The sequence below is a fragment of the Pseudomonas sp. SC3(2021) genome (assembly GCF_019856535.1).
Taxonomy (GTDB): domain Bacteria; phylum Pseudomonadota; class Gammaproteobacteria; order Pseudomonadales; family Pseudomonadaceae; genus Aquipseudomonas; species Aquipseudomonas monsensis.
In genome coordinates this window covers 3,655,600-3,681,983 of sequence record NZ_CP082236.1, presented here as the reverse complement: position 1 = coordinate 3,681,983, position 26,384 = coordinate 3,655,600, and the positions used below count along the sequence as shown (strand labels likewise).

Here is a 26,384-nt window from a genome sequence, read left to right as displayed (position 1 = left end):
GGCTTATTCTAGGCCGCGCCTGAAAACCCGTCGAGCCAACGCCGCTCAAAGGCTGCAACCCTCCTGCAGGCGGTTGGCGCGCAAAACCCTGACGCAAATCAGTTCGCCCAGAAGCCAATTACACGATGCTCCCGGACTTTTTGCCTCTACGCTTGAGAGGTCAAAACCTGACATCGGAGTGCCCAGTGTTTGCCAATCTGTTGATTATCCTCGCCTCGTCCCTCGTGGTGATTGCCCTGTTTCGTCGGCTGCGGCTACCACCCGTGCTGGGTTACCTGTGCGTGGGTTTGCTGGTCGGGCCCAGCGCATTCGATTGGGTCAACCAGAGCGAACACCTGCCGGATGTGGCGGAGCTGGGCGTGGTGTTCCTGCTGTTTTCGCTGGGCCTGGAATTCTCTCTGTCGAAAATGATTGCCCTGCGTCAGGTGGTATTCCGTCTCGGCAGTCAGCAGGTGCTGATCAGTACGGCGCTGCTCGGTCTGTTGCTGATGCTGCTGGGCATGTCCGCGACGCCCGCGCTGCTGCTCGGTGCCGGGCTTTCGTTGTCTTCCACGGCGATCGTCACCAAGGAACTTGGCAGCCTCGGTGAAGTGTTCAGCAGCCACGGGCAGAACGCCGTGGGTGTCTTGCTGTTTCAGGACGTGGTCGCGGTGCTGCTGTTGACGTTGGTGCCGGTGTTCGCTGGCAGCAGCACTCAGGCGTGGTACTGGGCCTTGCCACTGACGTTGTTGAAAACCGTGCTGCTGTTTGTCGGCCTGCTGCTGGCCAGCCGCTGGTTGTTGCCGCGTCTTTTCCATGAAGTGGCGGCGTCACGCTCGGCAGAATTGTTCGTGCTGCTGGCGCTGGTGATAGTGCTGCTGACCGCTTGGCTGACTCACCTGCTGGGGCTGTCGCCGGCCCTCGGCGCATTTCTCGCCGGCATGTTGCTGGGCGAAAGCCATTATCGCCATCAGATCGAGGCGGACATCCGGCCTTTCCGTGACATTTTGCTCGGGGTGTTTTTTGTCAGCATCGGCATGCTGATCGACCTGCAACTGTTCGTCAGTCACAGCCTGCTGATCCTCGGTCTCACCTTGGGCTTGATGGTGATCAAGGGCCTCGTCGTGGCCCTTTTGGTGAAGTGGCGCGGCAGCGACAGCGAAACGGCCTGGCGCAGTGGTCTGGCCCTCGCCCAGGGTGGCGAGTTCTGTTTCGCGCTGATGGCGCAAATGCAACAAAACAGCCTGCTGCCCGACAGGTTGGGCGCCCTGCTGCTGGCAACCACCTTTTGCTCGATGGTACTGACGCCGCTGTTACTGCGGGCAGCCCCGCGCATTGCCGCGACCTTGCACCGCAAGCCCAATCAGGAAGCGCAGATCGAAGAAATCAGTGCGCTCAATGCCGACCTCAACAAGCATGTGGTGATCTGCGGCTACGGACGGGTCGGCCAGTCGATCGGCCGGTTCATGCGTAACGCGCAACAGCCTTACATTGCGCTGGACAACGATCCGGTGCGCGTTCAGGAAGCCACAAGCGGGGACAGCGACGTGCACTACGGCGATTCGACACGCGGCGATCTACTCACCGCCGTCGGCCTGCTGCGTGCCAGGTTGCTGGTGATCGCCGTGGACCAGAGTGACGTCGCGCTGCGCATCCTCACGCAAGCACGCCGGCTCAATGCCCATGTGCCGATTCTGGTGCGCACGCGCGACGACAGCCAATGGGCGGAACTGAAAGCTGCCGGCGCCACCGAGGTGGTGCCGGAGCTGTTGGAGTCGAGCCTGATGCTCGCCTCACATGCCTTGATCATGCTGGGTCTGCCGGCGCATCAGGTGCAGGAGAAAGTCGATCAGGTGCGCATCGATCGCTACCGTCTGTTGCACGGTTTTTATCCCGGTGCCGACGATGTGGAAACCTAATCCTGACTCACCGCGCCGATTTTGTGCAGCGACAGATCGGCGCCGTAATACTCTTGCTCCTGACTCAGGCGCAATCCGTGCAGCGCCTTGATCACGCCGTACACGGCGAAGCCGCCGATCAGTGCCACCGCCACACCGAGGGCGCTGCCGATCAACTGGCTGATCAGGCTGACACCGCCCAGACCGCCAAGCGCCGTCTGACCGAAGATGCCACAGGCAATGCCGCCCCACACCCCGCACAAACCGTGCAATGGCCACACGCCCAGCACGTCGTCGATGCGCCATTTCACCTGCGCGGCGGTAAAGCACCAGACAAACAGCGCCCCGGCAATCGCCCCAGTCAGCAGCGCGCCGACCGGATGCATCAGATCGGAGCCCGCGCAAACCGCCACCAGTCCGGCCAACGGGCCGTTGTGCAGGAAACCCGGGTCATTGCGTCCGACGATCAACGCCGCCACCGTGCCGCCGACCATTGCCATCAACGAGTTGACCGCCACCAGGCCACTGACGCCCTGCAGGGTCTGCGCACTCATCACGTTAAAGCCGAACCAGCCGACAATCAGAATCCACGAGCCCAGCGCCAGAAACGGAATGCTCGACGGCGCGAACGCCACCAGTTTTCCATCGCGGTAACGGCCGTTGCGCGGGCCGAGCAGCAGCACCGCTGCCAGCGCCAGCCATCCCCCCATGGCATGCACCACCACGGAACCGGCGAAATCATGGAAGGCTGCGCCAAACTGCGCGGTCAACCAGGCTTGCAGGCCGTAGTTGCCGTTCCAGATCATCCCCTCGAAAAACGGATAGATGAACGCCACAATCAACGCCGTGGCACACAACTGCGGAACAAACCGGGCACGCTCGGCGATGCCGCCGGAAATGATCGCCGGGATCGCTGCGGCGAAAGTCAGCAGGAAGAAAAACTTCACCAGCCCATACCCATGATCAGCGCTCAAAACGGCCGCTGGCTGCATGAACGTCACACCGTAGGAGATCCAATAGCCTATAAAGAAATAGGCCAGGGTCGAGACGGCAAAATCACTGAGGATTTTCGACAACGCGTTGACCTGGTTTTTCTGGCGAACCGTACCGACCTCCAGAAAAGCGAAACCGGCGTGCATCGCCAGCACCATCACCGCACCGATCAGAATGAACAATGTATTGGAGCTGTGCACCAGTGTGTCCACAGCACTTTGCAGATTTTCCATGGAGAGGCAGACCTGAAGGAAAAAAGAGCACCAAAGCGGTTCATGCGGGCATTTCATGCACCAAGTTGCGACCGCCCGGTCAGGGATCCGCAGATTCGCTGTACCGTTTTGGCGCACGAGGTCGATGTCCTGACACGAACCGGGATTATTTGAGTTAAGGTTTTCCGGCATGCACGCCCGGCAACAGCGCACGACTGCCGGACGACGCACCAGCACACAGCAAAAGTTGTACCAGTCATTTGTAATGAACCTTCGCGCAAGGCTCATACTCGAACGCTTCAGACGCCACTTACGGAGATCCACCCATGGCCAGCATCAAGGCAAAGACTGCTCAAGAAATCCTGATGAACGACTTCCAGACGTTGGTTGCCGACACCGAACGGTTGCTCGAGCACACCGCGACCTTGGCCGGTGATCAGGCGGATGAGTTGCGTGAGCAGATTCACGACAGCCTGCTGCGTGCCCGCGAGACCCTGAAACTGACTGAAGAGACGTTGCGTGATCGCGGTCAGGCAGCGGTCAACGCCACCGAGGATTACGTGTCGGCCAATCCGTGGCAGTCGGTCGGTATCGCCGCTGGCGTCGGCTTCCTGATTGGCCTGCTGGCCACTCGGCGCTGATCATGTCGATCGGTGAATCCGGCCCGACTGCGGGCACCGCCTCCTCCACACGGCGTCTGGGCGCCGCTGTCCTTGGTTTGCTGCACAGCCATGTCGAATTGTTCGGCATCGAGCTGCAGGAGCAGAAATCCCGTACCGTCAGCCTGCTGTTGTTTGCGGGTCTGGCGCTGGTGTTTGCGCTGCTGTTGCTGGTCGGCCTGTCAGCCCTGGTGTTGATCCTGCTCTGGGACACCTACCGGCTGGCCGGGATTATCGGCCTGTGCGTGTTCTACACCCTGGCGGCAATCTTCTGCGGGCTGCGCCTCAAGGCAGCGATCTTCGATGAATCCTCACCCTTCCACGGTACGCTGGAAGAGCTGGCCAACGACCGGGAGCGCCTGTTGCCATGAGCCTGCCTGAACTGCCTCACAACAGCTCGCGCCGGGAAATGCGCAAGGCGCTGATCCGCTTGCGCATGGAAATGCATCGCCAGGAAATCCGCCACGAAGCCGGACAGGTCCTGCAACCGTTGCAGCGCGTGCGCGGCATGACGCAAAACCTGCACGACGGCTTCGGCATCAAACACGCGCCGTTATGGGGCGTAGCCGCTGTCACTCTGCTGGGCTTCATTACCGGCAAAGGCGCGAAAAGCGGTGGTATCAGTGGCCTGACGCGGTTGATCCGACTCGGGACCAGCCTCGGGCCGCTGATCAAACTGGTCATGCAAAGCTCGACCAAGCGTTAAACCGACACATCTGGCTGCATTCTTGCAATATCACCGGGATGAACCTCTTTTATCGAGAGGTTCGATCCCTGCACGCCTACCCGGTCGACAGGGTTCAATCAGAACAAGAACGACTAAGGAGGCCCCGTGATCGACGGGCAACCGCTCGCCTGCTTTCAGCCTTTCATCGACACCGCCACCGGCCGTATAGCAGGCGTCGAAGCACTGGGTCGTCTGCGCCAGAATGACGGTCAACTGACCTCGGTCGGGCCGCTGTTCGCCGATCCGCGTACGCCGGCAGTCGCCCTGCGGCGTCTCGACCGGCAAATCCGCGACAACGCTCTGAGCCGTTTGCACCAAGCACCGGCGGACTGGTTTCTCAGCCTGAACATGTCGCCGCGCTGGATCAGTCGCCTGCGCCCCGATCAAGCCTTGCCCAGCCTCAAGCAACTGGCGCGTCACGGGGTCGATGCGCAGCGCATTGTGTTCGAGATCACCGAGTTGGGTGGCAACAGTCAGCGTTTGGCCGAAGTGGTCGCCCGCTACCGCGAGGCCGGGGCGAGAATCGCCATTGATGACTTTGGTGCCGGCTACTCGCAACTCGATCGCGTGCTCGCGCTACAGCCGGACATCCTCAAACTCGACATGCGCCTGTTCCAGGCCGCCGCACGAGGCGGGCCGAGCAGTGATGTGGTCAAGGCGCTGGCACAGATGGCCGAGAAGACGGGTTGCTGGATCATCGCCGAAGGCGTCGAGACTGAAGCCCAACTGAATTTCGCCCTTGAGTGCGGCTCACGTTATGTGCAGGGTTTTCTGTTCGCGCGGGCGCAGGAAGCCTTTTTTGCTACCGACGCGTTTGTGCCGCGCTTCGCCGAGTTGCGCCAGCGTTATGTCCAACAGAAACTCGCTGAGCGCGGGCGCTTGATGCGGATGCGCCAGCAACTGGCGGAATTGATGGCGATCCTGCAGGGCTGGGCGCAGGCCCATGCACCTCTCAGCGCCCTGCCCCACCTGGAGGCGTTTCCCTGGCTGCTGCGGTTTTACCAATGCGACCGGCACGGTACGCAGCTGACTCCGAACCTGGAGTGGCGGCACCATGGCTGGGTCGCCGACAACCGTTACCTGGGGCATAACTGGTCATGGCGACCCTACTTCTATCATTTGCTGGCCGAGGGCTGGGAGGAACGTCGCCTGACCCTGTCCAGCACCTACCGCGATGCCACCAGCAATCAGTACTGCCTGACGGCCGGGCAGTTTTTCGATAACGGCGAGCGGCTGCTGTTGATCGATATTGATGCGGCGGGGCTGTAGTTCCGCTTGCAGGTGGCAGCATGAACCGGGAAGCTAGGGCAACAGTCACTTTGACGGAGAGAACCAGCCTTGGATTGGCAAACCCTGCTCAACCGCGAACGCCTCGGAAAACCGCTGCACAGCCCGCAAGAACTGGGTCGCAGCCCTTTTCACAAAGACCATGACCGCATCATTTTCTCCGGTGCCTTTCGCCGCCTCGGGCGCAAGACCCAAGTGCACCCTGTGTCGAGCAACGACCATATCCACACACGCCTGACCCATTCACTGGAAGTCAGTTGCGTGGGCCGTTCGCTGGGCATGCGCGTTGGCGAAACCCTGCGCAATGCCCTGCCCGAATGGTGCGACCCCAGCGATCTGGGAATGGTCGTGCAATCGGCCTGCCTGGCCCACGACATTGGCAATCCACCCTTCGGCCACTCCGGGGAGGATGCCATTCGCCACTGGTTCCAGCAGGCCGCCGGGCGCGGCTGGCTTGATGGCATGAGCGAGGCAGAACGTGCTGACTTCCTCAATTTCGAAGGCAATGCCCAAGGTTTCCGGGTGCTCACGCAGCTTGAGTACCATCAGTTTGACGGCGGTACGCGACTGACCTACGCCACCCTCGGCACGTATTTGAAGTACCCGTGGACCGCGCGTCACGCCGACTCTCTCGGCTACAAGAAGCACAAGTTCGGCTGCTATCAGAGCGAGTTGCCGTTACTCGAGCAGATTGCCCACAAGCTCGGCCTGCCTCAACTGGAAGACCAGCGCTGGGCGCGGCATCCATTGGTGTACCTGATGGAAGCCGCCGACGATATCTGCTACGCGCTGATTGACCTCGAAGATGGTCTGGAGATGGACCTGCTCGATTACAGCGAAGTCGAATCGCTGCTGCTGGGGCTGGTCGGTGACGACCTGCCGGAAACCTACCGGCAACTCGGTCCGCAGGATTCGCGCCGACGCAAACTGGCGATTCTGCGCGGCAAGGCCATCGAACATTTGACCAATGCTGCGGCCCGGGCCTTCGTCGAGCAGCAGGATGCCCTGCTCGACGGCACGCTGCACGGCGATCTGGTTGAGCACATGCACGGACCGGCCAAGCGTTGCGTGTTGAACGCCAAGGACATCGCCCGCAAGAAGATCTTCCAGGACAAACGCAAGACCCTGCACGAAATCGGCGCCTATACGACGCTGGAAATCCTGCTGAATGCCTTTTGCGGGGCTGCCCTGGAGCAACACAACGGCCGTACGCCTTCCTTCAAGAGCCGGCGCATCCTCGACTTGCTGGGCAACAATGCGCCGGACCCACACGGTTCGTTGCACACCTCGTTTCTGCGCATGATCGATTTCATCGCCGGCATGACCGACAGCTACGCCAGCGACATGGCCATGGAGATGACCGGGCGCTCCAGTCATTGATCCTGACGTATTCAGCCGGCGCTCTTGGCCGGTTGAATACGGGCTGTTTCATGTACAGCGTTAATGTGGTCAACGCTGTTTCCCCAGGGCTGCGGTATTTTTATTCACCGCCCAGACATTTACACAAACAAATAATAAACAACTGACACAACACCAACCGCCCCTCTAAAACCATTAGTCCACCGCATTTGCAAAACATCCAATGCCAACTATAAGCAAATTAAAAAATTGAGCATCCTTACGCCAAACCCAGATTAGTCGTAGTCCCTTTCCTCATTAGTTGTAGGAATTATCTGATAACGCAAGTGAGTTCATGACAGTTCATGCGAGTGCTCATTCATCTGAGCTAAGGTGCGCCCTTTATTCGTGCTTGTATGGGATTTGATTATGAACTCCGTTTTTATTGTCGACGACCACCCGGTCATCCGTCTCGCCGTTCGAATGCTGCTGGAGCATGAGGGTTACAAGGTCGTCGGTGAAACCGATAACGGGGTCGATGCCATGCAGATGGTGCGCGAGTGCATGCCAGACCTGATCATTCTCGACATCAGCATTCCCAAGCTCGACGGCCTTGAGGTATTGGCCCGATTCAACGCCATGAGTTCGCCATTGAAAACCCTGGTACTCACTGCTCAATGTCCAACGCTGTTCGGCGTTCGCTGCATGCAATCCGGCGCATCAGGTTATGTGTGTAAACAAGAGGACTTGAGCGAACTGGTCAGTGCAATCAAAGCCGTACTTTCCGGCTACAACTATTTCCCCAGTCAGGCATTGAACCCGGTTCGCAGCGACGATATTCGTTATGCCGAACTGGAATTATTCAAGTCCGTCAACGATCGCGAATTGATGGTGCTTCAACTCTTTGCACAAGGCCGCACCAATAAGGAAATCGCCAAGGGCATGTTCTTGAGCAACAAGACCGTCAGCACTTACAAGAAGCGGTTGATGCAAAAGCTCAAAGCCAGATCCCTTGTCGAACTTATCGAGATGGCCAAACGAAACGCACTCGTGTGAGACCCCGCATGCCCAGTCGTTTAAAGGACTATTTAGTTGCGTTGAGCGTTGCTCTTTTTTTGAGTACCTACGCCTTTGCCATGCCCAACGCGGCACCGGACTATGCCCTGCTCAGCCGGTCTTCAGGCGAGGCGGTGCCGGTCATCTTCGAACAGTCCCAACGCGTGTGGCTGAGTGCTCGTAAAGAATTGATACTGGGCACCTCTGCACCCGACTATCCGCCTTTTGACATGACTGTCAGCGGCAAGGACTACGAAGGTCTGACGGCCGACTATGCCGGACTCCTCAGTCAGGCCACCGGCTTGCCGATCCGTGTCATGCGCTTTGCCTCCCGGGACGCAGCGATACGCGCCCTGGTCGATGGCCAGATCGATCTGCTCGGCACCGCGAACGCTTTCGAGGCGGGCAACGCGAACCTCGCGCTGACGGTGCCCTACGCGAGGGATCAGCCGGCGCTGGTCACCCGTGAAGACGAAACCCGCTCCCTGGCCCAAGGCCTGGCCGGACTGCGCCTGAGCATGGTCTATCACTATCTGCCGTTGCACGAGGTCAAGGCGCTGTACCCCAAAGCGCTCATCACTTGTTATCCCTCCTACCAGAATGCCATCAATGCGGTTGCCTTCGATCAGGCCGACGTGTTTCTCGGCGACATCGTTTCCACCCAATACATGGTCAACAAGGGCTACCTGAATAACGTGCGCATGGCCAATTTCGGCAAGCAGGAAACCCGGGGATTCAGCTTTGCCGTACGGCGCAACAATCCGCAGTTGTTGTCGATCATCGACACCGTACTCAATGCCGTACCCAGGAGCGAACGCGATAACATCGCCAAGCGCTGGAGTGCCGGCAGTGACCTGTTGCTGACCGACCAGAAACTGCAACTCACCCAGCGTGAAGAAACCTGGATCAAACAACACCCCGTAGTGAGTGTGGTGGTGAATGAAGCGCTGGCACCGCTGACGTTCTTCGACAGCGGCGGCAATTTACGCGGTATCAGCGCCGACCTGCTCGAACTGATCCGTTTGCGCACAGGCCTGCGTTTCGACATCCGGCGCAGTCGCAACGACGCGGAGATGATCCGGCAAATAGACAGTCACCAGGCCGATCTGATTGCCGCATTGTTGCCGTCCGCCGAACGCGAGCGAACCCTGAACTTCAGTCGCCCGTACCTGGAAAATTCCTATGTCCTGTTGACCCGCAAGAGCGCCGATGGTCCGACAAACCTGAGCCAGCTCAAGGGCAAACAACTGGCGATTGCCCAGGGCAATCCAATGGTCGAGTACTTGCGCCGGGAGTTTCCTCTCATCCAGTTGATCGAGACGCCGGACACCTTCAGCGCGGTCTCGCTGCTCGCCGAAAAGCATGTCGATGGCGCGGTGAACTCACTGGTGATCGCCAACTATTTCATCTCTTCGCGGATCTTTGATCAGGCGCTGCAAATCACCACCACCATCGGCACCAGCCAGGCCGCGTTCTCATTGGCAACAGCGCGGGACAACACCGAACTGGTCTCGATCATCAACAAGGCGTTGCTGAGCATCGCCGCCGAGGAACTGGGGGTGATCAACGGTCGCTGGCGCGGCTACTCCACCTCGCAGAATATCTGGCGCAATTATCAGCGCCTGTTTTATCAAGTGATCGGCGCCGCCGGGCTGGTTCTCCTGCTGTTACTGGCGTGGAACGCCTACATGCGTCACCAGATCAAGCAACGCCAGGCAGCCGAGCGCGCCCTGAACGATCAGTTCGAGTTCATGCGCTCGCTGGTCAACGGCACACCGCACCCCATTTACGTTCGCGATCGCGAAGGCCTGCTGCAAAGCTGCAATGACAGCTACCTCGAAGCATTCAACGCCAGGCGCGAAGACGTCATCGGCAAAAGCGTGATTGAGGGCTCCCTGAGCAACGCGTTCGAAGCCCAGGCCTTTGAGGCCGATTACCGCCGCGTCGTAGCCGAAGGCACGCCGTTGATACTTGACCGTCCCCTGCACATCGGCAACCGCCGCCTGACCATCTATCACTGGATTCTCCCGTATCGTGATTCCAGTGGAGCCGTCAAAGGCGTCATCGGTGGCTGGATCGACATCAGTGAGCGCCGCCAGCTCTTCGAGGAACTGCGCGCGGCCAAAGAACGCGCCGATGAAGCCAACCGGGCGAAAAGCACGTTTCTGGCCACCATGAGCCACGAGATCCGCACACCGATGAATGCGGTGATCGGCATGCTCGAACTGACACTCCGACGCATGGATCAACAGCACCCGGACCGAACATCCATCGATACCGCCTACCACTCGGCCAAAGACCTGCTCGGTCTGATCGGCGACATTCTCGACATTGCCCGGATCGAATCCGGACGCCTGAGTCTGTGTCCGGAGCGGGTCAACCTGGTCGAAACCGTGGCGTCCGTCACCCGAATCTTCGACGGTCTTGCACGCCAGAAGAGCCTGGCCCTGCACACGTACTTCAATCCGCCGGACCTCGCGGTCGACGTGCAACTGGATCCCCTGCGTTTCAAGCAGGTCCTGTCGAATCTGATCAGCAACGCCATCAAATTCACCGAGCAAGGCCAGATCAGAATCACCCTCGACCTCATGCAAACCGAGGCTCCTGCCCATGCGCTGATGCAACTGACCGTGCAGGACAGCGGCGTCGGCATCAGTGCCGAGGATCAGCAGCGCTTGTTCGAACCCTTTGCCCAGGCGCCAAACAGCAGTCAGCAGGCCAGAAGTGGCGCCGGCCTCGGTCTGGTGATCAGTCGCAACCTCTGCGAAATGATGGGAGGCCATCTGCAATTGAGCAGCCAGCCAGGCATCGGCACGCAGGTCTGCGTTTCTCTGCCCCTGCAAACCCTGCCGGCCCAGGCGAGCCCCCCTCAACAGGTGCCATCGATCAAGACTGCGCCGACGCCGCTGAACGTCCTCGTGGTGGACGATCACCCCGCCAATCGCCTGTTGATGTGTCAGCAACTGGAGTTTCTCGGGCATCGTTTCAGCATTGCCGAGAACGGCAGCATTGGCCTTGAGCAATGGAAGGCCGGCCAGTTCGACCTGGTCATCGTTGACTGCAACATGCCCTTGATGAACGGCTATGAACTGACTCGCGCCATTCGTCAGCATGAGCTGCTCACGCGCTGCTCGCCCTGCACCGTGCTGGGTTTCACGGCCAATGCGCAGCCCGAGGAAGTTCAGCGCTGCAAACAGGCCGGCATGGACGACTGCCTGTTCAAACCCTTGAGTCTGAGCGTGCTCGGCCAATGGGTCGATGGCATGACCCCGAAGGCACAACCGCCGGCCTTCAACCTGCAAAGTCTGAATCTGCTGTGCGGTGGCGACCCGACGCAGGCTCGGCGCCTGCTGGTTGAACTGCTCAAGAGCAGTCGTCTTGACCGGGAGGAACTGCTCGCGCTGTCGTCCGCCTCCGATCTCGGCGCACTGGCAATCGTCGCCCACAAAATCAAGGGCGCTGCCCGCATCGCCCAGGCTGCGCGGGTGATCGCCTGTTGCGATGCACTCGAACAGGCCTGCGCGCACGCATTGTCGAGCGAAGACATCGCCCGCCATTGCGCGGCGACTGACCGGGCCATGCTCGAACTCGAACAGGCGTTACGGCAACAACTTGCCCTCGCGGATCGAAGCACGATGAGCCTGCCTTAACTATGCTTGAACGCTGAGCAGTGAGTTAACCATCATGGAGAGCCTGAAATGCCCAGCCCACTGCGCCCGGAGCAACGCCGGTTCCCGCTGCACGTGCACATCAGCGTCATGTTCACGTTTCTCCTGTTGCTCACTGGCATCGTGCTGGGCCTGTTCAATTATCACCAGACCACGAAAATCATCCTGTCGAGCAGCGAACAACTGTTCAACCGTATCGAACAGGATGTACGCCTGGACCTGCGCGCAACCTACCAGCCGATCCGCCATGTGCTCAGTCTGTTGGCGGACAACCCGGCCACTCAGGCCCAGCGCCTTGAAGAACGCTTGCCGTTGCTCAAACCCTTCGCCCAGTCACTGACGGACAACCCCAACCTCGCCTCCTTGTACCTGGGTTACAGCAACGGCGATTTTTTCATGGTCCGGCCGCTGCGCGACGCTGCCCTGAAAACACGGTTCAAGGCTCCGGATACTGCAAGCTATCAAGTCTGGAGCATCGAGCATGACGCGCAGGGCACGCCGCACTCGCAATCGCTGTTCTTCGATCAGGCCTTGCAGCCGGTCAGCCGCCTGGAGAACCGCGACGACGCCTACGATCCGCGCAGTCGTGCCTGGTTTACCGATGCACGCCGGCAACCCGGTCAGATCACCACTGAACCCTACGTGTTTTTCTCCACCCACAATATCGGCACCACGCTGGCCCGGCGCAGTGGAGAGCGCGCCGTGATCGGTGCCGATCTGACCCTGGCCACACTGTCGGCCACCCTGATCAAGCACCGGGTCACCCCGTCGACCGAGATTGCCCTGTTCGATGCCGATGGCAACGTCGTGGCTTACCCCGACAGCGATCGCTTGATTGTCGATGATCGCAACGCACGCCAGGCCAGAGTGGCTGATCTGAGCCCCGGGCTGCACGTGCTGCTGACGACAGACAACCCTGGCAAGCGCCTGCAGGCCGATGGCCGGCAATGGATCGTCGCCCGCAGCAGCATGCAGGAAGGTGGGCCGAAAGGCCTGCAACTGGCGCTGCTGGTGCCCGAAGACGAACTGTTGGTCGACGCCTATCGCATGCGCTGGCAAGGCGCACTGGTGACCCTGGCCACGTTGTTGCTGTGTCTGCCGCTGGGCTGGCTGATCTCGCGGATTCTGGTCAAACCCTTACATGCGCTGGTCAAGGAAGCAGACGCAATCCGCAGCTTCGATTTCAACTTTCCCCTGAGCCGACGCTCACCCGTGCTGGAAGTCGATCAGTTGAGCGTGTCGATGGCGCAGATGAAAGACACGCTGGCGAGCTTCTTCCGCATCACCGACAGCCTGTGCGCGGAAACCCGTTTCGCACCGTTGCTGCACAGGGTGCTGTTCGAAACCGTGGGGATCGCCCAGGCCCAGGCCGGTCTGATTTATCTGCGCGACAATGACGACACGCGCATGGTGCCTTATGGACTGGTGATCAATGGCACGCCGCAGCCCCTGGAGAACTTCGACATTCAGGCGCATGACCTGCAACAGGACCACGGCCCGATGTGGTTCAGGCAACTGATCGGCGCGAACAGCCTGGTCAGCGATCTGGGTTTCGATCAGGCGGCGGATCTGCAGCAAGTCCTGCTGGCCATGCAAGCGCCGCGCGTTCATATGATCGGCATCCGCCTGCACAACCGCCACGATGAAACCATCGGCCTGCTGATTCTGCTGGTCAACGACAGCGGCACGGCGGCGGATCTGGAAAAACTGCAGCCTGATCGCATCGCGTTCCTGCAAGCGGTGTCCGGTGCCGCCGCCGTGAGTATCGAAAGCCAGCGTCTGCAAGCCAGACAGAAACAGTTGCTGGATGCGTTCATTCAACTGCTCGCCGGCGCCATTGATGCCAAGAGCCCCTACACCGGCGGCCATTGCCAACGCGTGCCGGAGTTGACCCTGATGCTGGCCCAGGCCGCCGCGGCCAGTCAGGCCCCGGCGTTCAGCGCCTATCGGCCGACCGAGGATGAATGGGAAGCCCTGCACATCGCTGCCTGGCTGCACGATTGCGGCAAGGTCACGACGCCGGAATACGTCGTCGATAAAGCCACCAAACTGGAAACCATCAACGACCGCATCCACGAGATCCGCACCCGCTTCGAGGTGCTCAAGCGCGATGCATGGATCAGCTACTGGCAGGCACTGGCGCTCGGTGCTGACGCGACAACACAGGCGCAGGAGCGAGACGCCACGCTGAGCGCGCTGGACGACGATTTTGCCTTCGTCGCGCGCTGCAATCTTGGCAGTGAGGCGATGGCCGAAGCGGATCTCGAACGCCTCAACGACCTTGCCCAACGCACCTGGATGCGCACCCTGGATGACCGTCTGGGGGTGTCGTGGGCAGAAAACAGACGTCAGGCACAAACACCGGCATCGACCCTGCCGGTTCGCGAAAAGTTATTGGCGGACAAGCCCGAACATTTGTTCGAACGAGACAAGAACGAGTTGATTCCCGACGACAATCCATGGGGGTTCAAGCTGGACGTGCCACGTTATAAATACAATCGCGGCGAACTGTACAACCTGAGCATCACCCGCGGCACACTGACCCGTGAGGAGCGCTACATCATCAATCATCACATGGTGCAGACGATCATGATGCTCAGCCACCTGCCCTTCCCCGGCCATCTGGACAGCATCGCCGAAATCGCCGGCGGTCATCACGAAAAAATGGACGGTACCGGATACCCGAAACGCCTGAAGCGCGAAGACATGAGCCTGCCGGCGCGGATGATGGCGATCGCCGATATTTTCGAAGCGTTAACGGCGGCCGATCGCCCCTACAAGAAGGCCAAGACCCTCAGCGAAGCGCTGGGGATCATGGCCACCATGTGTCGCGAAGCGCACATTGATGCGCCGCTGTTCGGCCTGTTCATCAGCGATGGCGTCTACCTGCAGTACGCCACGCGCTTTCTCGATCCACAGCAGATTGATGCCGTGGATACCGCCAGCCTGTTGCGCAAGGCTGGCCTCAGCGCTTGATCAGCAGTCGGTCAGGCGCAGGAAAATCGCCGCCAGTTGCTCAATGCCGGCCTGATCGTCGACGCCAAAGCGCGCCAGCTTCGGGCTATCGAGATCGAGCACGCCGATCAAACGGCCATCCTTGACCAACGGCACCACCAGCTCACTGTTCGAGGCGCTGTCGCAGGCGATATGGCCGGGAAACGCATGCACGTCTTCCACCCGCTGGGTTTGCCGACTGGCAGCTGCCGCGCCGCACACACCGCGTCCAAACGGAATGCGCACGCAGGCGATCTGGCCCTGAAACGGGCCGAGCACCAGCTCTTCGTTGCGGTTGAGGTAGAAACCGGCCCAGTTCAGGTCCTCGAGCTGGTTGAACAGAAACGCCGAAAACTGCGCGGCGTTGGCGATGAAATCGCGCTCGTCCGTCAGCAGCGATTCCAGTTGCGCGGCCAACATGCCATAGCCTTCGAGGCCCTGGCCGCTTTGTTGCAAATCAATCATGCCTTGTGCTCCAACAATTTCAGTCCCACCCAGTAACGGGCGAATTGGTACGCGCAACGTCCGTTGCGGTTACCGCGGCCGGTGGCCCAACGCACGGCGAGGATGTCCAGTGCTTCGTCGCGCTGCCAGCTCAAACCGGCCTTGGCGGCCAACTGACCGATCCAGTGCTCGACGACGTTGAGGAAATGCTCCTGGGTAAACGGGTAAAACGACAGCCATAGACCGAAACGGTCCGACAGCGCGATCTTGTCTTCCACGGCCTCGCTGGGGTGCAGCTCACCATCGACGCGTTTCCAGTTTTCGTTGTCACTTTCCTTCTCCGGCACCAGATGGCGGCGGTTGGAAGTGGCGTACAGCAAGACGTTATCCGGCGCCTGCTCCAGCGAGCCGTCGAGCACACTTTTGAGCACGCGGTAATCGCCTTCACCGGACTCGAACGACAAGTCATCACAGAACAGCACGAACCGTTGCGGCAACTTGGCGATCTGCTCGACCACACGCGGCAGGTCGGCCAGATGGTCACGCTCGATTTCGATCAGGCGCAGACCCGCCCCGGCGTGTTCGGCGAGCAGCGCCCGCACCAGCGACGATTTGCCGGTACCGCGCGAGCCCCAGAGCAAGGCATGGTTGGCCGGCATGCCGTCAAGGAATTGCTGTGTGTTGCGACCCAATTGCTCAAGCTGCCGATCAACACCGATCAGGTCGCTCAGGCGCATGTCGAGACTGACTTCCAGCGGCAGCAGATACCCGCTGCGCCCGTCGCGCTGCCAGCGCGCCGCCAGGCAGGTGCTCCAGTCAATGACGGGACGCGGTGCCGGCAACAGCGGCTCGATCCGCGCCAGAACCGACTCGGCGCGCTCAAGAAAAGCATTCAATCGGGAATCCACGTCTTCTCCTCGGGCACGTTCACAGTGATGATGGTGATCCAGCGACGACAATCAGATCAATAATCCCGCGCCGCGCCTTGTTACAAGGCGATTCGGGAACCTCGGTTTCGAGACATGATCGACTATGCTTGAGCAGCGAAGGGAAACGGAAGTGGTTCAACACCCCATGGATATCAAATTCACCCACCGGCTGTCATACAAGCAAGCCAGGCTGACTGTGCTGGTCGGGTTTATTCTGGGCACGCTGCTCAGTCTGCTGCAAATAGGCATCGATTATGCCAGCGAAGACGCCTCCATCAACCGTGAAATCCTGTCCTTGCTGGAAATCAGCCACAATCCGGCATCACGCATCGCCTACAACATCGACGCCGAACTCGCGCAGGAACTCACCCTGGGCCTGTTGCGCTCACCGGCGATCATCTCCGCGCAGCTGACCGACAACAACAGTAACGTGCTGGCCAGCGTCAAACGTCCGGAACTGCAAAGCGGCTACCGGGTGATCAGCGATTTTCTGTTCGGCGCCAAGCGCCAGTTCGAGGATCGCCTGTACCTGGATCATCTGCCCAACGAATCGTTGGGGGTGTTGAGCCTTGAAGTCGATACCTACGCATTCGGCAGCCGCTTTCTGCGCCGCGCCGAGATTACCCTGTTCAACGGTTTCGCCCGCAGCCTGATCCTCACCGGCCTGTTGCTGGCGTTGTTCTACGTGATGCTGACCAAACCGCTGGTGCGGGTGATTCGCGAACTCAGCGGGCGCGATCCACGCAGCGCCGAACCGACCTCACTGATCTGTCCGGGCGGACACGCCAATGACGAAATCGGTGTGCTGGTCAAAGTGGCCAATCAACAATTCGAAAATATCGCCACCGAGATCCAGCAGCGGCGCAACGCCGAAAACCGTCTGACCGACTACCTCGGCCAACTGGAACACATTGTCTCGGCGCGCACCGCCGAGCTCAAGGCAATCAATGCCCGGCTCAGTCAGTCCAACGAGGAGCTCGAAGTCGCCCGCCGCACCGCACTGGAAATGGCCGAAGCGCGATCGGCGTTCCTCGCCAACATGAGCCATGAAATCCGCACGCCGCTCAACGGTCTGCTGGGGATGATCGCACTGTCCCTCGACGGGCCGTTGAATGCCGAGCAACAGCAACAGCTTTCGATCGCCCACGACTCGGGCAAGGTGCTGGTGGAACTGCTCAACGATATTCTCGACCTGTCGAAATTCGATGCCGGGCAACTGGAGCTCGAGCACATCCCGTTCGATCTGGGTTCGCTGATCGAGGACACGGCCAACCTGTTGTCGCAGAACGCCGCACCGAGCGTTGAACTGACCTGCCTGATCGATCCGTACTTCCCGGCGCTGGTGCTGGGAGACCCGACCCGCGTGCGGCAGATCGTCAGCAACCTGTTGTCCAACGCGCTGAAATTCACCCGTTTCGGTCGCGTGGATGTGCGCCTGTCGACCTGTAACGACGGCGTGCGCATCGAAGTCTGCGACACCGGTATAGGCATTGCCCAGGAAGCGCAGGTCAGGATCTTCCAGCCGTTCACCCAGGCCGGTGCCGGCATTACGCGCCAGTACGGTGGTACCGGGCTCGGACTGGCGCTGACGTACAACCTGTGCGAAGCGATGCAAGGGCGCCTGACCATCAGCTCCGAGACCGGCTTCGGCAGCCAGTTCTGTGCCGAACTGCCGTTGCCCTGCCACACCCGGGCACTGTCCCCCGCACCATTGCACGGCAAAGTACTGGCCATCACCGCCGCCAGCAGTGGCCTGGCCGAATTGCTGAAAAGCCTGCTGCCGGCCTGGGGCCTTGAATACGAGCAGCGCACCATCGAGGATTCACTGCTCGGTCTGACGCCTGACGTTTTGATCACCGATTGCCCGGAATGCCTGTTCGGGCTGCGTCCGACCCTCACCGCCCCGATCCTGCTGGTGACCGCTTACGGCAGTTTCCTGCCCAGCGAAGAAGCGGCGGCCCTTGCGCCACTGCAGCAACAGGCGCGTCCGCTGGCACGCAATGCGCTCTATCAGAATCTGCGCCGCACCCTGCAACCCGACACCGCGGCCTTCCACGATACTCGCCTGGAGACAACGCCAAACGTGCGGCGCGGGCTGGTGCTGCTGGTCGAGGACAATCCGGTCAACCAACTGGTGGCCAAGGGCATGCTCGGCAAACTGGGCTGCGACGTCGTGGTGGCTGCCCACGGCGCCGAGGCGCTGGATCAACTGGAGTATCACTCGTTCGATCTGGTGCTGATGGACTGCAACATGCCGGTGATGGACGGCTACGAAGCCAGCCGGCAGATCCGCCAGAGCGGACGCTGGCCGGACCTGCCGATCATCGCCCTGACCGCCAACGCCATGTCCGAGGAACGCGAACGCTGCCGGGCAGCGGGCATGAGCGACTATCTGGCCAAGCCGTTCCGCCGGGAAGAACTGGCAGCCCTGCTCGATCAATGGATTCCGGCTACGACAGCGCCTTGATCTGCCCCAGCAGATGATCGAGACCGTGGCGCAAGTCGTTGAGGCGATCCAGATCGACCCCGCTGTCGCATAGCAGGCGCGCCTTGAGCGGCCCGACCTGCTCGCGCAGTGCCTGACCTGCCGGGGTCAGGCTCAAGTGCACTTCACGCTCATCGCGCGCCGAGCGTCGACGCTGCACCAGTTGCAACTGCTCCAGCCGCTTGAGCAAGGGCGTCAGCGTCCCGGAATCCAGGGCCAGGCGCTCACCCAGCGCCTTGACCGTCGGTTGCTCCGGCGCGCAATCCTGCCACTCCCACAACACCAGCATCGCCAGGTATTGCGGATAGGTCAGGCCAAGCTCATCGAGCATCGGCTTGTAAGCACGAATCACCGCCCGGGACGCGGCATACAACTTGAAGCACAACTGGCTGTCGAGCTTCAGCGAATCGACGGGCAGGCGGTTCATTTGAGCAGGGCTTCGATCTCGCCAGTCAGGTCCTGCGGCTTGGTGGCCGGGGAGAAACGCTTGACCAACTGGCCGTCCTTGCCGATCAGGAACTTGGTGAAGTTCCACTTGATGCCCTGGGAGCCAAGTACCCCAGGGGCACGTTTTTTCAACTGCACGAACAGCGGATGGGCCTCGGCACCGTTGACGTCGATCTTCTTGAACAGCGGGAAACTGACGCCGTAGTTAAGCTCGCAGAACTCGCTGATCGCGCCTTCATTGCCCGGCTCTTGCTTGCCAAATTGATTACACGGGAAACCCAGCACGACCAGGCCCTGATCCTTGTAGGTCTGCCAAAGTTGCTCAAGGCCTTTGTATTGCGGAGTGAAACCGCATTTGCTGGCGGTATTGACCACCAGCACCGCTTTGCCAGCGAAATCAGCCAGGGTCTTTTGCTCACCCTTGATGGTGGTGCACGGAATATTCAGCAGGTTGTCGCTCATGGCACGAGGTCCTCGGGTTATCGGCGAAGGCCAAACATAGCGAGCAATTAAATTGTGTGCAATTTAATATTTGAAATCGTTCCCCGCAGGAACCGCCAAAGGCTCGGGCCGCATTCGGACGATCTTTCGATTTGTCTTGAAGATCAAAAGATCGCAGCCTTCGGCAGCTCCTGCCGAGGTTCAATCCAACCGTTCAAACGTGAAGTTCATTCGCGCGGTTCAAGGTTCAGGCACACCGAATTGATGCAATAACGCAAACCGGTCGGCGGCGGGCCGTCCGGGAATACGTGCCCCAGGTGCGCATCGCAACGGGCGCATTTCACTTCGGTGCGAATCATGCCGTGGCTGGTGTCACGGATTTCAGTCATGGCGCTTGCGCCGATCGGCGCGTAGAAGCTCGGCCAGCCGCAGCCGGAATCGAATTTGGTCGTGGAATCGAACAGCGGCTCGTTACAGCAGACACAGTGATAAACACCGTCGGTTTTGGTGGCGTTGTATTTGCCGGAGAACGGTCGTTCGGTGGCACTCAGACGGCACACGTTGTATTGCTCGGGGTCGAGCATCGCACGCCATTCTTCCAGGGTTTTTTCCAACTTTTCCATCATCACACCTCAGCGGCTGAAAAAGCCCGATCTGTACCTTTTCCACGGATCGGGTGGCACGTATGATTGCGCCTCGTCACACGCCAGTCTGGCAGTCAGACCGGGCGCATTCAAACGGATTCTCGGCGCCACGGCGCAAGACTCCGCCTGTGCGAAGACGCAGGAATCCCAGTACGGTTGTCCATTCGCCGTCTGGATCGTTCATTTTCGGGATCACATCGCCATGCAGTTCAGCAAATCGAACAAGCTCGCCAACGTCTGCTACGACATTCGCGGCCCGGTGCTCAAGCACGCCAAACGACTGGAGGAGGAAGGCCAGCGCATCCTCAAGCTGAACATCGGCAACCCGGCGCCATTTGGTTTCGAAGCGCCGGACGAAATCCTTCAGGATGTGATCCGCAACCTGCCGACCGCGCAAGGCTACAGCGACTCCAAAGGCCTGTTCAGCGCGCGCAAGGCCGTGATGCAGTACTACCAGCAGAAGCAGGTCGAAGGTGTCGGCATCGAAGACATCTACCTGGGCAACGGTGTTTCCGAGCTGATCGTGATGTCGTTGCAGGCATTGCTCAACAACGGTGACGAAGTGCTGGTGCCGGCCCCGGACTATCCGCTGTGGACCGCTGCCGTGAGCCTTGCCGGTGGCAACGCCGTGCATTACCTGTGCGACGAAGGCGCCGGCTGGTTCCCGGACCTGGCCGACATCAAGGCCAAGATCACCCCGAACACCAAAGCGATGGTGATCATCAACCCGAACAACCCGACCGGTGCGGTGTATTCGAAGGAAGTCCTGCTAGGCATGCTGGAAATTGCCCGGGCACACAACCTGGTGGTGTTCTCCGACGAAATCTACGACAAGATCCTGTACGACGACGCCGTGCACATCTGCACCGCTTCGCTGGCGCCCGACCTGCTGTGCCTGACCTTCAACGGCCTGTCCAAGTCCTATCGCGTGGCCGGTTTCCGCTCCGGCTGGATCGCCATTTCCGGACCGAAGCACAACGCCCAGAGCTACATCGAAGGCATCGACATGCTCGCCAACATGCGCCTGTGCGCCAACGTACCGAGCCAGCACGCCATCCAGACCGCCTTGGGCGGCTACCAGAGCATCAACGACCTGGTGTTGCCGCAGGGTCGCCTGCTGGAACAACGCAATCGCACCTGGGAGTTGCTCAATGACATTCCGGGCGTGAGCTGCGTCAAGCCGATGGGCGCGCTGTACGCGTTCCCGAAAATCGACCCGAAGGTCTGCCCGATCCACAACGACGAAAAATTCGTCCTCGACCTGCTGCTCTCGGAAAAGCTGCTGGTGGTGCAAGGCACGGCGTTCAACTGGCCGTGGCCGGATCACTTCCGTGTCGTCACCCTGCCCCGCGTCGATGATCTGGAAATGGCCATCGGCCGCATCGGCAACTTCCTCAAGTCGTACCGCCAGTAACTGGCCAGCAGTGCGCAACGGCCCGAACGTTGCGCACTGTCTGATTCAGCAACACTTCTGTGAACCGCACTTCCACCGCCCTTCTACACTTGCGATTCGAACAGCTAATCCGCACCTGGCGTAATGGCGACGGGTCGCTGCCGCGCGTCATCCGTTTCGATATTGGCGGTGAGAATTGTCCTTCATACTGGGGAATTGGCTGTAGGACACAGTTTGAAATAGTCACTCGGTTGAATAGCCCGGTGCAGCACCTTATATACCCCGCAGTACGCTACATCTTTAGCTTGAGGAGATTTCTATAACCATGATGCGCATCCTGCTGTTTTTGGCCACTAACCTGGCGGTCGTGCTGATAGCCAGCATCACCCTGAGCCTGTTCGGCTTCAACGGGTTCATGGCGGCCAACGGGGTTGATCTCGACCTTAGTCAGCTGCTGGTTTTCTGTGCGGTCTTTGGTTTCGCCGGCTCCCTGTTCTCGCTGTTCATCTCCAAGTGGATGGCGAAAATGAGCACCGGCACCCAGATCATCAGCCAGCCACGTACCCGGCATGAGCAATGGCTGCTGCAAACGGTGGAGCAACTGTCCCGCGAAGCCGGGATCAAGATGCCCGAAGTCGGTATCTTCCCGGCCTACGAAGCAAACGCCTTCGCCACCGGCTGGAACAAGAACGACGCGCTGGTCGCGGTCAGCCAGGGCCTGCTGGAGCGTTTTTCACCCGACGAGGTGAAAGCGGTGCTGGCCCACGAAATCGGTCACGTGGCCAACGGTGACATGGTTACCCTGGCACTGATCCAGGGCGTGGTGAACACCTTCGTGATGTTCTTCGCACGGATCATCGGTAACTTCGTCGACAAGGTGATCTTCAAGAACGAAGAAGGCCAGGGCATCGCCTACTACGTGGCGACCATCTTCGCCGAACTGGTGCTGGGCATTCTCGCCAGCGCGATCGTCATGTGGTTCTCGCGCAAACGCGAATTCCGTGCCGACGAAGCCGGTGCACGCCTGGCCGGCACCAACGCCATGATCGGCGCCCTGCAACGCCTGCGCGCCGAACAGGGCCTGCCGGTGCACATGCCGGACACCCTGAACGCCTTTGGCATCAACGGTGGCATCAAACAGGGCTTTGCCCGTATGTTCATGAGCCACCCGCCGCTGGAAGAGCGTATCGACGCGCTGCGTCGTCGCGGTTGATCAATCTGTAACGAAAAGGCCCGCAGCGATGCGGGCCTTTTTTGTGCTCGGGATAATGGATTGCCTGTTCTGACCCCATCGCTGGCAAGCTGCTCCCACAGGCTTTTGTGCTGTTATCTGGATCTCTGATACAACACGGATCACTGTGGGAGCTGTTTTGCCAGCGATGAGGCCGGCCCTGCCAATAAAAAATCTATCGGCCAGAAACCCGGTAAACCCGCTCCTCCAGCCGCGTCACACCTGCCTGCAGAAACTTCCAGCTCTCACCCAGCACATCCCGCTCTTCCAGCGCCTGAACCTGCCAGAGATCCCCGAGCAACCGCTTTACCTCATCATCCCCCACCGCAAATGGCGGACCCGGTATCTGCGCCTGATCGTAATCCAGCGTAATCAACACCCCTTGCACACCCTGCGGCAGGATCTGCTGAAGATGCGCCGCATAGCGCTCACGCATCGGCGCGGGCAAGGCAATCAGCGCGGCGCGGTCGTAAAAGGCCACACAATCCGCCAAATCGCTCGCCGTCAGCGCAAAGAAATCGCCGCACCACAACTCGATGGCATCACTGCGATAGACCTTGAATGCGCCCTTCTCGCTGATCTGTGGCTGTATCTGGTGCTCGTTGAAAAAGTCCTCAATGGCCTTTTCCGACAGTTCGACCCCCAGCACCTGATGACCGCGCCCCGCCAGCCACGCCAGATCCAGACTTTTCCCGCACAGAGGCACAAGCACCCGCGCCGTTGCCGGGATCGACAGTTCCGGCCAGTGCCGTTGCAAATACGGATTCACCTCCGACAGATGAAAGCCGATCTGATTCGACGCCCACTTTTTGTGCCAAAACTCAGGCTGCATGCATCACTCCCAAAAAACCGATCAAAACGCGTTAAAACTTATATTAGATTTAGATCAATGTACTGACCGAAGATGGCTCATCTTAACGCTCAGGAATCCCTCCATGTTTCCCAGCCTGTTTATTTCCCATGGTTCGCCCATGCTCGCTCTCGAGCCCGGCGCCAGCGGTCCGGCACTGGCCCGACTGGCCGCCGAGCTGCCCCGTCCCAAAGCCATCGTGATCGTCTCTGCCCATTGGGAGAGCGACGAATTGCTGGTCAGCAGTCATCCACAGCCCGAAACCTGGCACGACTTCGGCGGCTTTCCTCGGGCGCTGTTTGAAGTGCAGTACCCGGCACCGGGCGATCCGCAACTGGCGACCGAAGTCACCAAACTGCTGAACGCCGCGCATCTGCCTGCACGCCTCGACCCGCAACGGCCGTTCGATCACGGCGTGTGGGTGCCGTTGTCGCTGATGTACCCGCAGGCGGATATCCCGGTGGTGCAGGTTTCACTACCAACTCGTGGTGGTCCGGCACTGCAAACCCGTGTCGGCCGTGCGCTGGCAGGGCTGCGTGATCAGGGAATTTTGCTGATCGGGTCCGGGAGCATCACCCATAATCTGCGGGAACTGGATTGGCATGCGGGTCCGGAGAGCGTCGCGCCATGGGCACGGGATTTTCGCGACTGGATGATCGACAAGCTGGCGGCAAATGATGAGGCGGCGCTGCAAGACTACCGTCAGCAAGCACCGAATGCGGTGCGCAGCCATCCGAGTGATGAGCATTTGTTGCCGTTGTATTTCGCCCGGGGCGCGGGGGGTGAATTCAGTGTGGCGCATCAGGGATTCACGATGGGTGCGCTGGGGATGGATATCTATCGCTTCGGCTGACGTCATCGCTGGCAAGCCAGCTCCCACAGGGTTTTGTGTGAACCCGGGCAGCAGGCAAAAAAAATCCCCGAACCAGTCGGGGATTTTTTTGTTCGATCAATCAGCCCAGGGGCGGATCAATCTTCGCGATAGCGACGCAGCTTCAACTGCTTGCCAGCAACGCGAGTGTCCTTCAGCTTGGTCAGGAGCTTGTCCAGACCATCTTCCGGCAGCTCGACGAGGCTGAAGCTGTCACGCACCTGGATGCGACCGATCGCTTCACGGGCCAGACCGCCTTCGTTGAGGATGGCGCCCAGCAGGTTCTTGGCGGCGATACCGTCACGCGCACCCAGCGCGGTACGGCAACGGGCACGGCCTTCGCCCAGAGGCATTGGCGCGCGACGCTCGCGATCACCACGATCAGGACGGTCACCGGAACGCTCAGGACGGTCGCCACGCGGTGCGTTGTTCGGCACCAGTGGACGTTCCTTCTCGATCGCTGCCAGGTTCAGCGCCTGACCGTTGGTAGCCTTGCGCAGCAGGGCTGCAGCCAGTGCACGCGGGGTGCAACCGATGTCAGCGGTCAGACGATCCAGCAGCTCACCGTGAGTCGATTCGGCATCAGCGACCAGCGGCGACAGGCTGTTGGTCAATTTCTTGATGCGTGCATCGAGAACGGCTTGAGCGTCCGGCAGGCGAACTTCAGCCACCTTCTGACCGGTGACACGCTCGATCACTTGCAGCATGCGGCGCTCACGTGGAGTCACCAGCAGCAGCGCACGACCTTCGCGACCGGCACGGCCGGTACGGCCGATACGGTGCACGTAGGATTCCGGGTCGTACGGCATGTCCACGTTGAACACGTGAGTGATGCGCGGAACGTCCAGACCACGGGCAGCAACGTCGGTCGCGACAACGATGTCCAGACGGCCATCCTTGAGCGAGTCGATCACGCGCTCACGCTGGTTCTGGGCGATGTCACCGTTCAGCGCCGCGGCTTTGTAGCCTTTGGCGTCGAGGGCACTGGCCAGGTCCAGGGTCGCTTGCTTGGTGCGCACGAACATGATCAGAGCGTCGAAGTCTTCCACTTCCAGCAAGCTGAGAACGGCAGAGGTCTTCTGGTCAGCGTGAACCAACAGGTGAGCCTGTTCGATCGCGGTAACGGTCTGGGTCTTGCTCTGGATCTTCACGTGCTTCGGATCGCGCAGGTGACGCTCGGCGATGGCACGGATCGACTGCGGCAGGGTCGCCGAGAACAATACGGTCTGACGGGTTTCCGGCATGGCCTTGAAGATCACTTCCAGGTCGTCCATGAAACCGAGTTTGAGCATTTCGTCTGCTTCGTCCAGAACCAGGTGGTTCACGGTAGCGAGGACTTTTTCGTCGCGACGCAGGTGGTCGCACAGACGGCCCGGTGTGGCGACAACGATCTGTGCGCCATTACGGATTGCTTTCAATTGTGGGCCCATCGGCGCGCCGCCGTAGACAGCCACAACAGTTACGCCCGGCATTTGCTTGGCGTAGGTTTCGAAAGCGGTTGCAACTTGTAGCGCCAACTCACGAGTTGGGGCCAGGATCAGAGCTTGCGGCTCGCGCTTGGACGGATCAATGCGGTGCAGGATAGGCAGGGCAAAGGCAGCGGTTTTACCGGTACCGGTTTGCGCCTGACCAATCATATCGTGACCGGCGAGGATGATCGGGATCGACTGCTGCTGAATGGCCGAAGGCTCTTCATAGCCGGTAGCGACTACTGCAGCGACAATATTAGGATGAAGTTCAAGAGCGGCGAAGCCGCCGATTTCCTGGGTCATGGGTCTGCCTCTAAGTGCATCCGCAAAGACCCATGCTCCAAAGCTGCACATGCCGTGTTGAGACTC

Annotated in this window: 21 protein-coding genes; 13 read left to right on the top strand and 8 right to left on the bottom strand. The window is 60.1% G+C overall.

Annotated features, from left to right (window positions below):
• The first annotated feature begins 185 nt into the window (after positions 1-185).
• Positions 186-1,898: a cation:proton antiporter gene (locus K5Y35_RS16485; protein WP_222832365.1), complete on the top strand. Its 1,713-nt coding sequence runs from the start codon at positions 186-188 to the stop codon at positions 1,896-1,898.
• Here K5Y35_RS16485 and K5Y35_RS16480 read toward each other — a convergent pair.
• The gene (locus K5Y35_RS16480) at positions 1,895-3,103 is read right to left on the bottom strand and encodes an ammonium transporter (RefSeq protein WP_128615823.1); all 1,209 of its coding nucleotides are present in this window, start codon (positions 3,101-3,103) and stop codon (positions 1,895-1,897) included. The genes K5Y35_RS16485 and K5Y35_RS16480 overlap by 4 nt on opposite strands.
• A gap of 305 nt (positions 3,104-3,408) precedes the next feature.
• Here K5Y35_RS16480 and K5Y35_RS16475 point away from each other — a divergent pair, with 305 nt between their 5' ends.
• The 8 genes from K5Y35_RS16475 to K5Y35_RS16440 all read left to right on the top strand — a co-directional run bounded on the left by K5Y35_RS16475 (position 3,409) and on the right by K5Y35_RS16440 (position 14,793).
• Entirely contained in the window at positions 3,409-3,723 is a 315-nt protein-coding gene (locus K5Y35_RS16475; protein ID WP_123466492.1) for a YqjD family protein, read from the top strand.
• 2 nt (positions 3,724-3,725) lie between these two features.
• Positions 3,726-4,112 carry a phage holin family protein gene (locus tag K5Y35_RS16470; protein WP_123466494.1) on the top strand — a complete coding sequence of 129 codons (387 nt, stop codon included), beginning with the start codon at positions 3,726-3,728 and terminating at the stop codon, positions 4,110-4,112.
• Positions 4,109-4,447: a hypothetical protein gene (locus K5Y35_RS16465; protein WP_222832364.1), complete on the top strand. Its 339-nt coding sequence runs from the start codon at positions 4,109-4,111 to the stop codon at positions 4,445-4,447. Before K5Y35_RS16470 ends, K5Y35_RS16465 begins: the two co-directional genes overlap by 4 nt.
• Before the next feature lie 126 nt (positions 4,448-4,573).
• Entirely contained in the window at positions 4,574-5,737 is a 1,164-nt protein-coding gene (locus K5Y35_RS16460; RefSeq protein WP_123466498.1) for an EAL domain-containing protein, read from the top strand.
• Positions 5,738-5,806: 69 nt separating this feature from the next.
• Complete coding sequence (locus K5Y35_RS16455; RefSeq protein WP_123466500.1) at positions 5,807-7,135, top strand: deoxyguanosinetriphosphate triphosphohydrolase; 1,329 nt, start codon at positions 5,807-5,809, stop codon at positions 7,133-7,135.
• Between the two features lie 387 nt (positions 7,136-7,522).
• A complete protein-coding gene (locus tag K5Y35_RS16450; RefSeq protein WP_123466502.1) occupies positions 7,523-8,149 on the top strand; it encodes a response regulator transcription factor in 627 nt (208 codons plus the stop codon).
• 8 nt (positions 8,150-8,157) lie between these two features.
• The gene (locus K5Y35_RS16445) at positions 8,158-11,799 is read left to right on the top strand and encodes a transporter substrate-binding domain-containing protein (protein ID WP_222832363.1); all 3,642 of its coding nucleotides are present in this window, start codon (positions 8,158-8,160) and stop codon (positions 11,797-11,799) included.
• Between the two features lie 48 nt (positions 11,800-11,847).
• Positions 11,848-14,793 carry an HD domain-containing phosphohydrolase gene (locus K5Y35_RS16440; protein ID WP_222832362.1) on the top strand — a complete coding sequence of 982 codons (2,946 nt, stop codon included), beginning with the start codon at positions 11,848-11,850 and terminating at the stop codon, positions 14,791-14,793.
• Here the strand turns inward: K5Y35_RS16440 and K5Y35_RS16435 are convergent, their stop codons facing one another.
• Together K5Y35_RS16435 and K5Y35_RS16430 are read right to left on the bottom strand one after the other, a co-directional pair.
• Positions 14,794-15,276, bottom strand: a complete 483-nt coding sequence (locus K5Y35_RS16435; protein WP_222832361.1) for a GAF domain-containing protein — start codon at positions 15,274-15,276, stop codon at positions 14,794-14,796.
• Positions 15,273-16,163, bottom strand: a complete 891-nt coding sequence (locus K5Y35_RS16430) for an ATP-binding protein (protein ID WP_123466509.1) — start codon at positions 16,161-16,163, stop codon at positions 15,273-15,275. The genes K5Y35_RS16435 and K5Y35_RS16430 overlap by 4 nt, the downstream gene beginning before the upstream one ends.
• A 166-nt stretch (positions 16,164-16,329) precedes the next feature.
• Here K5Y35_RS16430 and K5Y35_RS16425 point away from each other — a divergent pair, with 166 nt between their 5' ends.
• On the top strand, positions 16,330-18,651 hold the full coding sequence (locus K5Y35_RS16425; RefSeq protein WP_222832360.1) for a response regulator: 2,322 nt from the start codon (positions 16,330-16,332) through the stop codon (positions 18,649-18,651).
• Here the strand turns inward: K5Y35_RS16425 and K5Y35_RS16420 are convergent.
• From K5Y35_RS16420 to msrB, 3 genes are all read right to left on the bottom strand, one after another.
• Positions 18,635-19,096 carry a MarR family winged helix-turn-helix transcriptional regulator gene (locus tag K5Y35_RS16420; protein ID WP_123466513.1) on the bottom strand — a complete coding sequence of 154 codons (462 nt, stop codon included), beginning with the start codon at positions 19,094-19,096 and terminating at the stop codon, positions 18,635-18,637. The genes K5Y35_RS16425 and K5Y35_RS16420 overlap by 17 nt on opposite strands.
• Positions 19,093-19,578, bottom strand: a complete 486-nt coding sequence (locus K5Y35_RS16415) for a glutathione peroxidase (protein ID WP_123466515.1) — start codon at positions 19,576-19,578, stop codon at positions 19,093-19,095. Before K5Y35_RS16415 ends, K5Y35_RS16420 begins: the two co-directional genes overlap by 4 nt.
• Positions 19,579-19,784: 206 nt before the next feature.
• A complete protein-coding gene (gene msrB / locus K5Y35_RS16410; RefSeq protein WP_123466517.1) occupies positions 19,785-20,180 on the bottom strand; it encodes a peptide-methionine (R)-S-oxide reductase MsrB in 396 nt (131 codons plus the stop codon).
• A 223-nt stretch (positions 20,181-20,403) separates the two neighbouring features.
• Here msrB and K5Y35_RS16405 point away from each other — a divergent pair, with 223 nt between their 5' ends.
• Positions 20,404-21,615: a pyridoxal phosphate-dependent aminotransferase gene (locus K5Y35_RS16405; protein ID WP_123466519.1), complete on the top strand. Its 1,212-nt coding sequence runs from the start codon at positions 20,404-20,406 to the stop codon at positions 21,613-21,615.
• Between the two features lie 304 nt (positions 21,616-21,919).
• Positions 21,920-22,807: a protease HtpX gene (gene htpX / locus K5Y35_RS16400; protein WP_123466521.1), complete on the top strand. Its 888-nt coding sequence runs from the start codon at positions 21,920-21,922 to the stop codon at positions 22,805-22,807.
• 193 nt (positions 22,808-23,000) lie between these two features.
• Here htpX and K5Y35_RS16395 read toward each other — a convergent pair whose 3' ends face one another.
• Positions 23,001-23,657, bottom strand: coding sequence for a thiopurine S-methyltransferase (locus K5Y35_RS16395; protein WP_222832359.1), 657 nt, complete (start codon positions 23,655-23,657; stop codon positions 23,001-23,003).
• A gap of 103 nt (positions 23,658-23,760) precedes the next feature.
• Between K5Y35_RS16395 and K5Y35_RS16390 the strand changes: the two genes are divergently transcribed.
• On the top strand, positions 23,761-24,528 hold the full coding sequence (locus K5Y35_RS16390) for a DODA-type extradiol aromatic ring-opening family dioxygenase (RefSeq protein ID WP_222832358.1): 768 nt from the start codon (positions 23,761-23,763) through the stop codon (positions 24,526-24,528).
• Positions 24,529-24,644: 116 nt separating this feature from the next.
• Here the strand turns inward: K5Y35_RS16390 and K5Y35_RS16385 are convergent, their stop codons facing one another.
• Positions 24,645-26,318 carry a DEAD/DEAH box helicase gene (locus tag K5Y35_RS16385; protein ID WP_007964821.1) on the bottom strand — a complete coding sequence of 558 codons (1,674 nt, stop codon included), beginning with the start codon at positions 26,316-26,318 and terminating at the stop codon, positions 24,645-24,647.
• Positions 26,319-26,384 lie beyond the last annotated feature (66 nt).